The 17,072-nt window shown below is 42.9% G+C and carries 3 protein-coding genes; all 3 read left to right on the top strand.

Annotated elements, in window-relative coordinates; genetic code table 11:
• Positions 1-16: 16 nt before the first annotated feature.
• The 3 genes from HMPREF2991_RS04260 to HMPREF2991_RS04250 all read left to right on the top strand — a co-directional run bounded on the left by HMPREF2991_RS04260 (position 17) and on the right by HMPREF2991_RS04250 (position 17,041).
• A complete protein-coding gene (locus HMPREF2991_RS04260; RefSeq protein WP_070567267.1) occupies positions 17-1,999 on the top strand; it encodes a peptide ABC transporter substrate-binding protein in 1,983 nt (660 codons plus the stop codon).
• A gap of 277 nt (positions 2,000-2,276) precedes the next feature.
• Positions 2,277-8,651 (top strand): SpGH101 family endo-alpha-N-acetylgalactosaminidase, encoded by a 6,375-nt coding sequence (locus HMPREF2991_RS04255; RefSeq protein ID WP_083312768.1) that lies wholly within the window; start codon positions 2,277-2,279, stop codon positions 8,649-8,651.
• Between the two features lie 140 nt (positions 8,652-8,791).
• Entirely contained in the window at positions 8,792-17,041 is an 8,250-nt protein-coding gene (locus HMPREF2991_RS04250) for an SIALI-17 repeat-containing surface protein (RefSeq protein WP_070683576.1), read from the top strand.
• Positions 17,042-17,072 lie beyond the last annotated feature (31 nt).

Below are 17,072 nucleotides of genomic sequence, written 5' to 3'. Positions count from 1 at the left end.
TTTAAAGGAGAAAACAATGAAAAGTTCAAAACTACTTGCCCTTGCGGGTGTGACGTTATTGGCAGCTGCGACTCTTGCGGCCTGCTCTGGATCAAGTTCAAATGCTAAAGGTGAGAAAACATTCTCATACATTTACGAAACGGATCCTGATAACCTAAACTATTTGACAACTGGTAAGGCAGCTACAGCAAATATTACTAGTAACGTTATTGATGGCTTGCTTGAAAATGACCGCTATGGTAACTTTGTACCATCTATGGCTGAGGATTGGTCTGTATCTAAGGATGGATTGACTTATACGTATACACTCCGAAAGGATGCAAAATGGTATACATCTGAAGGTGAGGAGTATGCAGAAGTTAAAGCTCAAGACTTTGTAACTGGTCTTAAGTATGCTGCTGATAAGAAATCAGATGGTCTTTACCTGGTTCAGGAATCTATCAAGGGATTGGATGCCTATGTCAAAGGAGAAATTACAGATTTTTCTCAAGTAGGAATCAAAGCTCTTGATGATTATACCGTTCAATACACATTGAACAAGCCAGAAAGTTTCTGGAATTCTAAGACAACAATGGGTGTTCTGGCTCCTGTTAATGAAGAATTTTTGAACTCTAAAGGGGATGACTTTGCTAAAGGTACGGACCCAAGTAGCATTCTCTATAATGGACCATTCTTACTCAAATCAATCGTAGCCAAATCATCAGTCGAGTTCGAAAAGAATCCAAACTATTGGGACAAAGACAATGTTCATCTTGATAAAGTGAAATTATCCTTCTGGGATGGTCAAGATACTAATAAGCCAACTGAAGCTTTCAAAGACGGTAGCTTTACAATGGCTCGTCTCTTCCCAACAAGTGCTAGTTACTCAGAGACTGAAAAAGCATTCAAAGACAATATCGTTTATACCCAACAAGATTCTACTACTTATTTAGTAGGCACAAATATCGATCGTCAGTCCTATAAGTACACTTCTAAGACAACAGATGAGGAAAAAGCATCAACCAAGAAGGCCCTTTTGAATAAGGACTTCCGTCAAGCTATTGCATTTGGTTTTGACAGAACAGCCTACGCTTCTCAAGTAAATGGTGCAAGCGGGGCCACTAAACTGCTTCGTAATTTGTTTGTTCCCCCTACATTTGTACAGGCAGATGGGAAAAACTTTGGGGAATTAGTTAAGGAAAAATTGGTGACCTATGGAGACGAGTGGAGCAACGTAAACTTGGATGATGCCCAAGATGGACTCTATAATCCTGACAAAGCTAAAGCAGAATTCGCTAAAGCTAAGGCGACCCTTCAAGCGGAAGGTGTGAAATTCCCAATCCACTTGGATATGCCTGTAGACCAAACTAATACAACAAAAGTTCAACGTGTTCAATCATTTAAACAGTCAGTTGAAGAAAATCTAGGATCAGATAATGTGGTTATCGATATCCAACAGCTCCAAAAAGATGATGTTCAAAACATTACCTACTTCGCTGAAACTGCGGCTGGAGAAGACTGGGATATCTCAGATAACGTGGGTTGGTCTCCAGACTATATCGATCCATCTACTTATCTTGATATTATCAAGCCTTCTGTAGGAGAAAATACGAAAACATATCTAGGATTTGATTCTGGGACAAACAACGCTGCGGCTAAGCAAGTTGGTTTAGAAGATTACGAAAAAATGGTTGTGGAAGCTGGTGAAGAAACTTCTGATGTTTCAAAACGTTATGAGAAATATGCTGCTGCCCAAGCTTGGTTGACAGACAGTGCCTTGCTCATCCCAACAACTTCTCAAACTGGTCGTCCAATGTTGTCTAAGATGGTGCCATTTACACTTCCATTTGCATACTCTGGTAACAAGGGTATGAGCGAAGCCCTTTTGTACAAATATCTAGAAGTACAAGATAAGGCAGTGACAACAGAAGAATACCAAAAAGCTCAAGAAAAATGGTTGAAAGAAAAAGAAGAGTCAAATAAAAAGGCCCAAGAAGATCTCGCAAACCATGTGAAATAACTTTAAAAAAGTAAAGGATTTAGCCATCGACATGATGGTTAAGTCCTTTTTTATCTTGGTATAAGTCCCTGAATGATTAGAGATAGGATTTTTCAGAAAAGAGAAAATTTTAGTGAATTTTACCTATTTCCTATTGCTTTCTGCCTTTTTATTTGTTATATTAAAAGTACAATTATTTTTTATTTATAACAGTTAAGCATAGCACTTTCAGAGAAAGGAGTATTTTTTAAAAAAGAAATGTAAACGCTTACTGTAAAATGAAAGGATTTAGGAGTTCATGGATAAACGATTTTTTGAAAAACGCTGTAAGTTCAGTATTCGTAAGTTTACGCTTGGAGTAGCTTCGGTGATGATTGGAGCGACTTTCTTCGCGGCTAGCCCAGTATTGGCTGATCAAGCAAGAGTTGGTTCAACAGATAATTTGCCGAGTGAACTAGCTGATTTGGATAAGAAGGCTAGTGATGAGGGGCACGATTTTGACAAGGAAGCTGCCGCTCAGAATCCTGGTTCAGCTGAGACTACTGAAGGTCCTCAAACAGAAGAAGAGTTGTTGGCTCAAGAAAAAGAAAAGTCTGAAAAGCAAAGCAATTTGCCAAAAGAATTAGAAGATAAGTTGGAGAAAGCTGAAGATAATGGGCGTGAAGTTGACAAGGATCAATTGGCCCAAGATACTGGGAAGCTCGTCCCAGAAGATGTGGCTAAGACTACCAATGGGGAATTAAACTACGGCGCGACTGTTAAGATTAAGACGCCATCAGGAGAAGGTAGCGGTATTGTCATTGCTAAAGACCTTGTCTTGACGGTTTCTCATAACTTTATCAAGGATAGCCAAGACGGCAATATCCGTAAGGTTGTGGATAATGACCAAGGGGATGGAGATATCTATAGCATCTCATATCCAGGATTGCCAGATGTCAAGTTTAGCAAGAAAGATATCATTCATTGGGATCGTGAAGGCTACCTGAAAGGCTTCAAAAATGATTTGGCCCTAGTGAGATTACGTACAGTTCTAGAAAATACGCCTGTTGAAGTAACTAAAAAGCCAGTAGTTAAGAAAATTGGAGATAAACTCCATGTCTTTGGTTATCCAGAAGGGAAATTGAATCCGATTGTCAATACTACAGTTGATTTTGCGGAACCATACGGAGAAGGTGTCCAAGGGATTGGTTACCAAGGAGGAAAACCGGGCGCTAGTGGTGGCGGTATCTTTGATACAGAAGGAAAACTGGTCGGTGTGCACCAAAATGGTGTAGTTGGAAAACGGAGCGGCGGCATTCTCTTCTCACCAGCTCAACTAAAATGGATCCAAGACCACATACAGGGAATTTCAAGTGTGAAACCAGCCGACTTGGAAGAGAAAGAAAAACCGGCTGAAGAAAAACCAAAAGAGGATAAACCTGCAGCTGCTAAACCTGAAACACCTAAGACAGTAACTCCTGAATGGCAAACAGTAGCGAATAAAGAGCAACAAGGAACAGTCACTATTCGTGAAGAAAAGGGTGTTCGCTACAATCAATTGTCTTCAACGGCCCAAAATGACAATGATGGCAAACCAGCCTTGTTTGAAAAACAAGGATTGACAGTTGATGCTAATGGAAATGCAACGGTTGATTTAACCTTCAAAGATGATTCTGAAAAGGGCAAATCACGCTTTGGTGTCTTCTTGAAATTTAAAGATACCAAGAACAATGTTTTTGTTGGATATGACCAAGGTGGCTGGTTCTGGGAATACAAAACTCCAGGTAACAGCACATGGTATCAGGGCGGTCGTGTTGCAGCTCCAGTAAATGGATCAGTGAATCATCTGACTATTAGCTTAAAATCAGATGGTCAGCTGAATGCAACAAATAATGATGTAAAACTTTTTGATACAGTTACTTTGCCAGCTGCGGTCAATGAGAATCTTAAAAATGAGAAGAAGATCCTTCTCAAGGCAGGAACTTATAGCAATGACCGTACGGTTGTCAGCGTTAAAACAGACAATCAAGAAGGTGTAAAAGCGGATGATACTCCTGCCCAGAAAGAAACAGGTCCGGCTGTTGATGATAGCAAGGTGACTTATGATACGATCCAGTCCAAGGTTCTCAAGGCAGTGATTGACCAAGCCTTCCCTCGAGTCAAAGAATACACCTTGAATGGGCATACTTTGCCAGGACAAGTTCAACAACTTAAGAAAATCTTGGTAAACAATCGCGAAATTACACCTGAAGTCACCTATAAGAAGATCAATGATACTACTGCAGAGTACTTGATGAAGCTTCGTGACGAGAAGAATTTCATCAATGCAGATATGACAGTACGCTTGCAAGTTGTAGAAAATCAGTTGCATTTTGATGTGACCAAGATTGTCAACCACAATCAAGTTACTCCAGGTCAAAAGATTGACGATGAAAGAAAACTTCTCTCCTCTATCAATTTCTTGGGGAACTCACTTGTGTCAGTTTCAAGCGACCAAACTGGGGCTAAGTTTGACGGAGCAACTATGTCAAACAATACCCATGTCAGCGGAGATGATCATATCGATGTAACCAATCCAATGAAAAACTTGGCTAAGGGTTACATGTATGGTTTTGTTTCTACAGATAAGCTTGCTGCAGGTGTTTGGAGTAACTCTCAAAACAGTTACGGTGGTGGTTCGAATGACTGGACTCGTTTGACAGCATTCAAACAAACTGTTGGAAATACAAACTATGTGGGAATCCAAAGTTCTGAGTGGCAATGGGAAAAAGCTTATAAGGGCATCGTCTTCCCAGAGTATACTAAGGAACTTCCAAGTGCCAAGGTTGTTATCACTGAAGATGCCAATGCGGACAAGAAAGTCGACTGGCAGGATGGTGCCATTGCTTATCGTAGCATCATGAACAACCCTCAAGGTTGGGAAAAAGTTAAGGATATCACTGCTTACCGTATCGCGATGAACTTTGGTTCTCAAGCACAAAACCCATTCCTTATGACCTTGGATGGTATCAAGAAAATCAATCTCCACACAGATGGTCTTGGGCAAGGTGTTCTCCTTAAAGGATATGGTAGTGAAGGTCACGACTCTGGTCACTTGAATTATGCTGATATTGGTAAACGTATTGGTGGTGTCGAAGACTTCAAGACCTTGATTGAAAAAGCGAAGAAATATGGAGCTCATCTAGGTATTCACGTGAACGCTTCTGAGACCTATCCTGAGTCTAAATACTTTAACGAAAATATTCTTCGTAAGAATCCAGATGGAAGCTACAGCTATGGTTGGAACTGGCTAGACCAAGGTATCAACATTGATGCTGCTTATGACTTGGCGCATGGACGTTTGGCTCGTTGGGAAGACTTGAAGAAAAAACTTGGTGAAGGTCTCGACTTTATCTATGTGGACGTATGGGGCAATGGTCAATCAGGTGATAACGGTGCCTGGGCTACCCACGTTCTTGCTAAAGAAATTAACAAACAAGGCTGGCGTTTTGCGATTGAGTGGGGCCATGGTGGTGAATACGACTCTACCTTCCAACACTGGGCAGCTGACTTGACCTATGGTGGCTACACTAATAAAGGTATCAACAGTGCTATCACCCGCTTTATCCGCAACCACCAAAAAGATTCTTGGGTTGGGGACTACAGAAGTTACGGTGGTGCAGCCAACTACCCACTTCTAGGTGGCTACAGCATGAAAGACTTTGAAGGCTGGCAAGGACGAAGCGACTACAATGGCTACGTGACTAACCTCTTTACCCATGATGTCATGACCAAGTACTTCCAACACTTCACTGTAAGTAAATGGGAAAATGGTACACCAGTTACCATGACTGATAACGGTAGCACCTATAAATGGACTCCAGAAATGCGAGTGGAATTGGTAGATGCGGATAACAATAAAGTAGTTGTGACTCGTAAGTCAAATGATGTCAATAGTCCGCAATACCGCGAACGTACAGTAACGCTAAACGGACGTGTCATTCAAGATGGTTCAGCTTACTTGACTCCTTGGAACTGGGATGCAAATGGTAAGAAACTTCCTACTGATAAGGAAAAAATGTACTACTTCAATACGCAGGCCGGTGCAACAACTTGGACACTTCCAAGCGATTGGGCAAATAGCAAGGTTTACCTTTACAAGCTAACTGACCAAGGTAAGACAGAAGAGCAAGAACTCACTGTAAAAGATGGCAAGATTACCCTAGACCTTCTAGCAAATCAACCATACGTTCTCTACCGTTCAAAACAAACCAATCCTGAAATGTCATGGAGCGAAGGCATGCACATCTATGACCAAGGATTTAACAGTGGAACCTTGAAACACTGGACCATTTCAGGTGATGCTTCCAAGGCAGAAATTGTCAAATCACAGGGTGCAAATGAAATGCTTCGTATCCAAGGTAATAAGAGCAAGGTCAGTCTTACTCAGAAACTGACTGGCTTGAAACCAAATACCAAGTATGCTGTTTATGTCGGTGTTGATAACCGTAGTAATGCTAAGGCAAGTATCACAGTGAATACTGGCGAGAAAGAAGTGACTACTTACACCAATAAGTCACTCGCTCTTAACTATATCAAAGCTTATGCTCATAACAATCGTCGTGAAAATGCTACAGTTGATGATACAAGTTACTTCCAAAACATGTACGCCTTCTTTACAACTGAATCTGACGTATCAAATGTCACTCTGACATTGAGTCGTGAAGCTGGTGATGAAGCAACATACTTTGATGAAATTCGTACCTTTGAAAACAATTCAAGCATGTACGGAGACAAGCATGATACAGGTAAAGGAACATTTAAACAAGACTTTGAAAATGTAGCTCAAGGGATTTTCCCATTCGTAGTGGGCGGTGTCGAAGGTGTCGAAGACAACCGCACTCACTTGTCTGAAAAACACGATCCATATACACAGCGTGGTTGGAATGGTAAGAAAGTCGATGATGTTATCGAAGGAAATTGGTCACTCAAGACCAATGGACTAGTGAGCCGTCGTAACTTGGTTTACCAAACTATTCCGCAAAACTTCCGCTTTGAAGCTGGTAAGACTTATCGTGTAACCTTTGAATACGAAGCAGGATCAGACAATACCTATGCCTTTGTAGTTGGTAAGGGAGAATTCCAGTCAGGTCGTCGTGGTACTCAAGCAAGCAACTTGGAAATGCATGAATTGCCAAATACTTGGACGGATTCTAAGAAAGCCAAGAAGGCAACCTTCCTCGTGACAGGTGCAGAAACAGGCGATACTTGGGTAGGTATCTACTCAACTGGAAACGCAAGCAATACTCATGGAGATGCTGGCGGAAATGCCAACTTCCGTGGTTACAACGATTTCATGATGGACAATCTTCACATCGAAGAAATTACCCTAACTGGTAAGATGCTAACAGAAAATGCACTGAAGAACTACTTGCCAACTGTAGCCATGACTAATTACACCAAAGAGTCTATGGATGCTTTGAAAGAGGCGGTCTTTAACCTCAGTCAGGCAGATGATGACATTAGCGTGGAAGAAGCGCGTGCAGAGATTGCCAAGATTGAAGCTTTGAAGAATGCTTTGGTTCAGAAGAAGACAGCCTTGGTAGCAGAAGACTTTGAAAGTTTGGATGCGCCAGCTCAACCAGGTGAAGGTCTTGAGAATGCCTTTGATGGTAATGTGTCTAGTCTATGGCATACATCTTGGAATGGTGGAGATGTAGGCAAGCCTGCAACTATGGTCTTGAAAGAACCAACTGAAATCACAGGACTTCGTTATGTTCCACGTGCATCCGATTCAAATGGAAACTTGCGAGATGTGAAACTGGTTGTCACAGATGAGTCTGGTAAAGAACATACCTTCACAGTGACAGATTGGCCAAATAACAACAAACCAAAAGACATTGACTTTGGCAAGACAATCAAGGCTAAGAAAATTGTCCTTACTGGTACCAAGACTTACGGAGATGGTGGCGATAAATACCAATCTGCAGCGGAACTTATCTTTACTCGTCCGCAAGTAGCAGAAACACCTCTTGACATGTCTGGCTATGAAGCAGCTTTAGCTAAGGCGCAGAAATTAACAGACAAAGACAATCAAGAGGAAGTAGCTAGCGTTCAGGCAAGCATGAAATATGCGACGGATAACCATCTCTTGACGGAAAGAATGGTGGCCTACTTCGCAGACTATCTCAATCAATTAAAAGATTCTGCTACGAAACCAGATGCTCCAACAAGTAGCAAGGGTGAAGAGCAACCACCAGTTCTTGATGTACCTGAATATACAGGTCCTTACGGAACAGCTGGAGAAGAAGCGGCTGTTCATGACCTACCTGAGTTCAAAGGCGGCGCTAATGCGGTTGAAGCCTTGGTTCACGAATTACCAGAATACAAAGGTGGAGCCAATGCGGTCCTAGCGGCTGCAAATGAAGTTCCAGAGTATAGAGGTGGAGTCAATGCAGTTGAGGCCTTGGTGAATGAAAAGCCAGCCTACACAGGTGTATTGGCTACTGCTGGAGATCAAGCAGCTCCAACAGTTGAAAAATCTGAGTACCCGCTCACTCTAAGCCCAGTAGCTGATGCCAAAACTCTGGAAGCTAAAGATGAAGAAAAATTACCTGCTACAGGGGAGCACAGCTCAGAAGTAGCCCTCTTCTTAGCAAGTGTGAGTATCGCTTTATCTGCTGCGGTCCTTGCGACAAAACGTAAAGAAGAGTAATGAGATTTGATTTCAGCAGTTCAAAGCAACTCGAATCAAAAAGGAACAAACAGCCGGAGAGGACCTCTTGGTTCTCTCCTTTTTCAAAGGAGAAATGATACCGCTTACTCGTGTATGCGGATGAAAGGAATAGGAGAAAGATGGATAGACATTTTTTTGAGAAACGCTGTCACTATAGTATAAGAAAATTTGCAATCGGTGCAGCCTCCGTTATGATTGGTGCTAGTATCTTTGGCGCCAATATGGTTCAGGCGGCAGAAACAGCAACACCTTCAGAGACAGAGGGAAGTATCACTCATGTTCAAGCCCTGGATAAGTTACCAGATGATTTAGCCGCTGCGCTTGAAAAGGCGGATGCAGAAGCTGCAACAGAAGCAAGTCATGAAGAAACTCCAGCGACTGATGAGGGAACCAATCCTGCAGCAAGTGAAGAGGCAAAACCAGAGACAGGTCCTGCAAGTCCCAAGCCAGCAGAAACGCCCAAACCGGTTGAAACACCAAAGGCAGACAATAAACCAGCTGAAACTGCTACGCCCGCACCAAAACCAGCTGAAAAGACAATCGAAGATAGAGAGGATATCAATCATCTCGAAGGTGCTACTGCCCAAGCAAACAACCATGAGACTGGTACCAACTTTACTGCGGATAAGGCTATCGACGGAGATGACAATACTCGTTGGGCTACAGATAGAGATGCAGTAAAACCAACTTTTGAATTAACTCTTCCAAAAACTACCCTCATCAAACATGTGGAAATAGACTGGGATCGTCGTCTTCGTAATGGGCAAAATGATCCAAATATCAAATCTTGGAGTCTCTATTACGCAGGCCAAGAAGATGTGGGGGCTAATGGAGAAAAACAATGGAAACTAGCTCATACCAAAACTGGAGAACCTGTTTTAGATGAGAAAGTTGACCTAGCTGAAAGTATTCAAGCTAAATATCTTAAGTTAGAAATTAACGACTATCAAGCGGGCACAATGGGTTGGAGAAACGTTGGCATCCAAGAAATTCGAGCTTATTCTAACGTTCCGGACCATAGTAAGGTAACGGATATCCGCCAAGTAACCGAACTAACAGTAGCAGAAGATGGACAGTCTCTTGTCTTACCAACTTTACCAGGGAAAGTTAGCCTTATCGGAAGCAACAAGCAAGGTGTGATTGATCTTCAAAATCGTATCCATAAACCTCTGACAGATCAACGCGTTAAGGTTATGGTGCAGCAAATCAAAGACAGCCATACTTTCACTAAGGAATTTGAAGTAGTCATCAAGGGTCTACATCAGGACGAGGGTGTAGGTGTCAAACCAAAAGTAGCACCAGCTGTTCAACAATGGTATGGGAAAGAAGGCCAATCTTCTATCACTTCAGATACAGTCCTTGCGACAGGTGATTCTGGCTTTGATCAGGCAGCAACCTTCTACCAGTCAGACCTTGCTAGCCGTGGATTGGAACTAGCAACAGGTGACAAGCAGGCTCAAAAACGAATCGAATTTAAAAAGGTTGAAAACAAGGGTTATGGTAAAGAAGGGTACGGTATCACTATCCAAAATGATGTGATTACCATCGAAGCTGCCACAAACACAGGAGCCTTCTACGCCACTCGGACTCTTCTTCAAATGGGAGAAACAGACCTACAAAATGGCGAAATTCGTGATTTCCCAAGTTTCAGCCACCGTGGCTTTATGTTGGATACAGGTCGTAAATTTATCCCTTATGACACTCTTGTAGACATCATGCTCAACATGGCTTACTACAAGATGAACGACTTGCAGTTGCACCTCAACGATAACTATATCTTCCTTAAGGAACACTTGGCAAGTAAGAATTTAAGTCCAGAAGAACAACTCAAGTATGTACTTGAACACGCTAAGACTGGTTTCCGTGTGGAGACAGACATTGTCGGTAAGAATGGTCAAAAATTGACTTCAGATGAGCATTATACCAAGGAAGAAATGCAAAATCTGATTAAATTGGCCAAGGCCTTGCATATCAATCTAGTGCCAGAAATTGACACACCAGGTCATGCACTATCATTTGTCAAAGTCCGCCCAGACCTCATGTATCAAGGTAGTTTGAGTGATTATGCTGGCAAGCACAATGTTGAACGTGTTGCCATGCTCGACCTAGATAATAAATACGATGAAACGCTAGCTTTTGTCAAATCAGTTTATGACAAACTCCTCGATGGTCCAGATGCACCACTTCATGGGGTATCCACTGTTCATATTGGAACGGATGAATACTATGGCAGCAGAGAAAGTTACCGTCGCTATGTCAATGATTTGACCCAATATATCAAGTCTAAAGGTTACACCCCTCGTATCTGGGGCTCACTCAGTGCGAAGCGTGGGAACACTCCTGTTGATTGGAACGGAGTAGAGGTTGATATCTGGAGTATCGGATGGCAACGACCAAATGAAGCCATTGCTCAGGGAGCTAAGATTATCAACATCACAGATGTACCGACCTATAGTGTGCCAAGTGGAAGCAATAGTCAAGCAGCCTACGGGGACTATGCTAACTACGAACGTCAGTACAATAGCTGGACACCGAATGATTTTAGAACAGGTGGAGGTCCACTTCTACCAGCTTCTCATCCAAGTATCCTTGGTGGTGGGCACGCAGTTTGGAATGATAACATTGACCTTCATGAGACCGGTTTGACTTCTTATGATATCTTTAAACGCTTCTTCAAGAGCATGCAAACCACTGCGGAGCGCACTTGGGGATCTGATCGTGCAGCTGCGACCTTTGCAGAACGTACCCTACCAACGAGTCCTTATGCGCCACAGTCAAATCCTGATAAAGAGATTGACCAAAGTGATTTGTTTACCATCAATCCTGAAACAGTCAAGAACTATGCAAGTAAGAAAGTGAAGGCAAGCGAACAGGGATTGGCTTTTGAGAAAGACAGCAGTATCGAAGGCTTGGCTGGTGATGTTGGTCCAAGTCATGTCTTGAAGTTTGATGTGACTGTCACTGGAGACGGTGAACAAACCTTCTCAACAAGTGGGGACAACCGTATCTATCTAGCTGATAAAGATGGCTATCTTGCTTATCAATTTGAACAGTTCCATATCCAATTCAATAAAAAACTTGAAAAGAACAAACGTTATCAAATCTCTATCGTGACCAAACCACAATCAACAGAAGTCTATGTGGATGGTGAAAAGATTGAGCGTATAGCAAATCCAGCCCATCCTCGCTTTGCCCACAATAGCTTGGTTCTACCGCTTGAAAGCATCGGTGGTTTCAAAGGAATCTTGCATAGCGCAGAGTTGTCAGACAAACCATTTGTAAATCCTCGTTTGATTTCAAATGATAAGATTACAGCAACCGCAAGCAGTCAGCAACTTCCAGGAAACGCGACTGAAGGCGCTGTTGAAAAGGCCTTTGACAATGATCCAAATACCTTCTGGCATACTAAGTGGACTGGTGACACTGCGCCATACACCCTTACTATGACCTTGAAAGAAGCAGAAAAAGTCAATGGTTTGACCTATCTCCCACGTCCAGGTGGTGGAAATGGTGTCGTGACGCGCTACGAAATCTACGCACAAATAGATGGCCAAATGGTCAAGGTTTCAGAAGGAAGCTGGGACAACAACGCCCAAGAAAAAACAGTCAACTTTGCGGCGGTAGATACCAACAAGATTGAGTTGAAAGTATTGGAAGGCGTTGGTGGTTTTGCAAGTGCAGCTGAAGTTCATCTATTAAAACCTGTCAAAGAAGAGCAAGAAACGCCTGCACCAAGTCAACCAGAAAAACCAACTACACCTGAAAAACCAAAAGTAGACCAAACCGGTGATGGAACAGTTGAATTGGCAGATCAATTCACTGCAAGTAAACCAGCTAGCGAAGACAGCATTGCAGCTGCCAGCAAGAGCGCAGACTATCTCAAGAAAGAGTACAAGGTCTTCCCAACGCCACAAAAAGTGACTTATGGAGAAGGAGTCACAGCCCTTCGTAAGCAAGTCAATCTGGTCATGGGCGATCAACTCGATATCTATACTCGCAATCGCTTGAAGAGTGTTTTGCAGGACAATCAAGTATCTTATACAACTGGTAAGGCAGCAATCGCTGGCGCAACCAATATCTATCTTGGAGTGCATGGACAAGGTTCACAAGCAGAGCAAAACTTGTCCAATGTTTCAGCAGGTATCTTTGACAAGATCGACGCCTATGTCTTGAGCATCAAGGATAATTCGATTTCCATCGTCGGAAAAGACACAGATGCAGTCTTCTATGGTTTGACAACTTTGAAACACATGCTCAAGGAAAGCCAAGTACCAGTCCTTCGCAATGTAACAGTAGAAGATTACGCAGAGCTCAAGAACCGTGGTTTCATCGAAGGATACTATGGAAACCCATGGTCGAATGCCGATCGTGCAGAACTCATGCGTTTTGGTGGCGATTTGAAATTGAACCAATACTTCTTTGCACCAAAAGACGATCCATACCACAACAAGAAATGGCGTGAACTCTATCCAGAAGAAAAACTAGCTGAAATTCGTGAACTTGCTCGTGTCGGAAATCAAAGTAAAACCCGCTATGTCTGGACCATCCATCCATTCATGAACAACCGCATCCGCTTTGGCAATGAAGCGCATTACCAAGAAGATTTGGCAACCATCAAGGCCAAATTTACCCAGTTGATGAAAGTAGGTGTCCGTGAATTTGGTATCCTTGCAGATGATGCTCCAAGCCCAGTCGGAGGCTACAATAGCTACAACCGCTTGATGCAAGATATGACCAAGTGGTTGACTGAAATGCAGGGAACTTACAGTGGTCTTCGCAAAGAAATGATCTTTGTTCCTGGACAGTATTGGGGTAATGGACGTGAGGATGAGTTGAAATCCCTCAATGAAAATCTCCCAAGTTCAACATCCATGACCTTGACGGGTGGTAAGATTTGGGGTGAAGCCTCTGAAAGCTTCCTTTCAACTCTCAAGAACAATCTATCCGCAGGTGGTAAGACTTATCGCCCAGTTTCACTTTGGATTAACTGGCCAGTAACAGATAACTCTAAACAACACTTGATTCTAGGTGGTGGTGAGAAATTCCTTCATCCAAATGTGGATCCAAGCTTGCTATCTGGTATCATGTTGAACCCAATGCAACAGTCTGAACCATCTAAGATTGCCCTCTTTTCAGGAGCTCAATACTCATGGAAACAATGGAAATCAGAAGAAGAAGCTAAGAAAATCAATGACATTGCCTTCAACTTTGTAGAAAATGGTCATTTTGAAGATAGCAAGGTATCGGCAGCCTTCCGTGAACTTGGTAAGCACATGATTAACCAAAACATGGATAATCGTGTCGTCAAACTAGAAGAATCGGTAGACTTAGCTCCAAAATTAACAGACTTCATGACCAAGCTCAAAGCAGGTCAGGATGTGACTGCGGAACGTGCAGCCTTGCGTGCAGAATTTGCCAAGATTAAAGAAGCAGCCGAACTCTATAAAGCATCAGGCGATAAAAAAATGGTTGCCCAAATCCACTATTGGTTGGATAATGCAATCGATCAAATGAATGCTCTCGATGCCTTCCTTACAGGAACTGAAGCCATGGCTACAAACGATGCAGCCAAACTTTGGGATAGCTACTATAAAGGTTTGAAATTGTACGAACAGTCTCAAACTCACACCTTCCATTATGTAGACCATATGGAAAAAGCTGAATTGGGTGTTCAACATATTCGTTCATTTATCCTATCCTTGAAAGAAGTTCTAGCGTCTGAAGTTCAAAAAGTCTTGCATCCAGACCAAATCATCAGCACCTTTATCACCAATCGAACAGGTGTAGAAGGTGGTTTAGCAGAAGTAACGGATGGCGATTTGGCAACTCATGCGATTATTAAATCACCAAATAGCATCAAGACAGGTGATTATATTGGTATGAAGTTCAACAAACCGATAGCGATCCAAACCTTGACCTTTGCTATGGGAACGCAGGCAAATCCACGTGATACCTTTAGTAAGGCAGAAGTGCAGTATCAAGATGAAAATGACAACTGGGTAACCTTGAAAGAGCCAAGCTATGTCGGAAATGAATCCCTTCTTAAGTTTGAGAATCTCAACATCAAGGCCAAGGCAGTTCGTATGATTGCGACAGCAGATCGTGAAAATACCTGGTTTGCAGTTCAGGAAATTGCAGTTAACCGTCCAGTTGAAAAAGCTCGTAGCCAACAAGCAACGACAGTTAGTCTGAGCTCAAATTTAGTTTACAAACTAAATACCTCAGCTCGTCAAATCACTGATGGCAAGGACAATACAGAAGCCATGATGGCAAATGCTGACGGTAGCAATACGACACCAGTAGATGCTTGGGCACAACTGGACCTCGGTGAAGTCAAGTCAGTCACTAAAGTTCGTCTTCGTCAAGGAACAGGTGATAAACTTGCCGCAGGTGTGCTTGAGTATTCTACAGATGGTACTACTTGGCAGGAACTCGATCGCTTGTCAGGTGAGCAAACCAAGGAAGTGACTAGAGCAATCAATGCTCGTTATATCCGAGTACGCAATACCAAGGCCCTCGACCTCTGGTGGCGTATCCAGGACTTCTCTGTTGAGACACGCTCTGGAAACAGTGAGTTAACGGACACCAACGTCGACGCCTTGAAGGAAACACCAGTAGTGGATAGCTTGGGCAGTTACGAGCTTCAAATTCCAGCTGGAACCAAACTCCCTGCTCATAGCTATCTAGGAATGAAGCTTGACCGTATCCATCAAATCAAGAGCATCCAGCTCAAAGGTCAGGTCAACACTGCTCTTACTCTAGAGTACTCTGCAAATGCGCAAGAGTGGACACCAGCTAGCCAGTTGACAGACAGATCTGTAGTGAGCCACTTGGTTCGTTATGTTCGTCTGGTCAATAAAACAGATCAGGAACAAGCTGTGACAGCCACTTCTCTCCTTGTGACAACCAAAGAAGTACAACCAACCAAACTAGAATCTACAACTATGGGCATTCATCCAACATACGGAAGCAATGATGTTCGTAAACTGAACAACCTAGATCAACTGTTTGACGGTGTTTACAACAACTTCGTTGAGTTTTCAGACTATGCCCATAAAGATGGCCACGTAACCTTGAAACTTGGTAGCGAACGCACCATCAAGAAGATTAGAGCTTACATCCAAGACGGAACTCAAAACTATCTTCGTGATGGTAAGATTCAAGTCAGCCAAGACGGTAAAACTTGGACTGATGTCGTTACAGTAGGAGATGGTGTGGCCAATAGCACACATGATGATTCATTGACAGATGGTTGGACACATGATTCTAAAATGCCAGGAAATCGCTACATCGAAGGTGAATTGACGACACCAGTTAAAGCTAACTATCTCCGTGTCCTCTATACAGCGGATTATGATGCCCGTTTTGTAGGCTTTACAGAATTGGTCATCAACGATGGTGAATTTGTCAAACCAATCAATGATCCAACAGTAGAAGGAAGTAGTGGAGAAAGCCAAGGCAACCTTTATAATAATCTTGTAGACGGCAAAGTCTTGACCAGCTACAAGTCTGAAAAAGACAAGGGCGAATTGGTGTATCACTTGTCTGAACCAACCAATGCCAACCACCTTCGTCTCGTTTCCAGTCTTCCTGAAGGAGCTAAGGCACGTGTTCTTGCTAGAACACTCAAGGATGGTCAAGACAGTTGGCTAGACCTCGGTGCCATTACATCTAGTCTCCAAACCTTCGCTATCCGAAATGGTGGCTCTCTTCTAGACGTCAAATTAGTCTGGGAAGGTGGCAAGGCTGAGTTTTATGAATTGGCGAGCTTCTATCAAGAATTAACAGAAGAACCTGTTCAATCAAGCAAGGGTGAAGAACCAGCACCCGTTCTTGAGGTTCCTGAATTCACAGGTGGTGTCAATGCAGTTGAAGCCCTAGTACATGAACTTCCAGAGTACACAGGCCCCGTAGCGACAGTAGGTGACCAAGCTGCTCCAACAGTAGAGAAACCTGAGTTCAAGGGTGGTGTCAATGCAGTTGAAGCCCTAGTACATGAACTTCCAGAGTACACAGGCGCATTAGCAACAGTAGGAGACCAAACTGCTCCAACAGTAGAGAAACCTGAGTTCAAGGGTGGTGTCAATGCAGTGATGGCTCTAGTGCATGAATTGCCAGAATACACAGGCCCGCTAGCAACAGTAGGAGACCAAGCAGCTCCAACAGTAGAAAAACCTGAGTTTAAACTTAGCACTCTAGTTTCTGATCAAGGTAAGACTCCAGATCATAAACAAGAAATTGCTAGACAAGAAACAGCAAAACAGAGCTTGCCAGCAACAGGTGAGAGTCAATCTGACACAGCCCTCTTCCTAGCAGGTGTTAGCCTAGCCCTATCTGCTCTCTTTGTAGCAAAAACAAAGAAAGACTAGTATTTAGTAAAACCTCTTAACAAGATTACGA

This window comes from Streptococcus sp. HMSC072D07 (assembly GCF_001814835.1).
Taxonomy (GTDB): domain Bacteria; phylum Bacillota; class Bacilli; order Lactobacillales; family Streptococcaceae; genus Streptococcus.
This window is presented reverse-complemented; position numbering and strand designations above follow the sequence as displayed.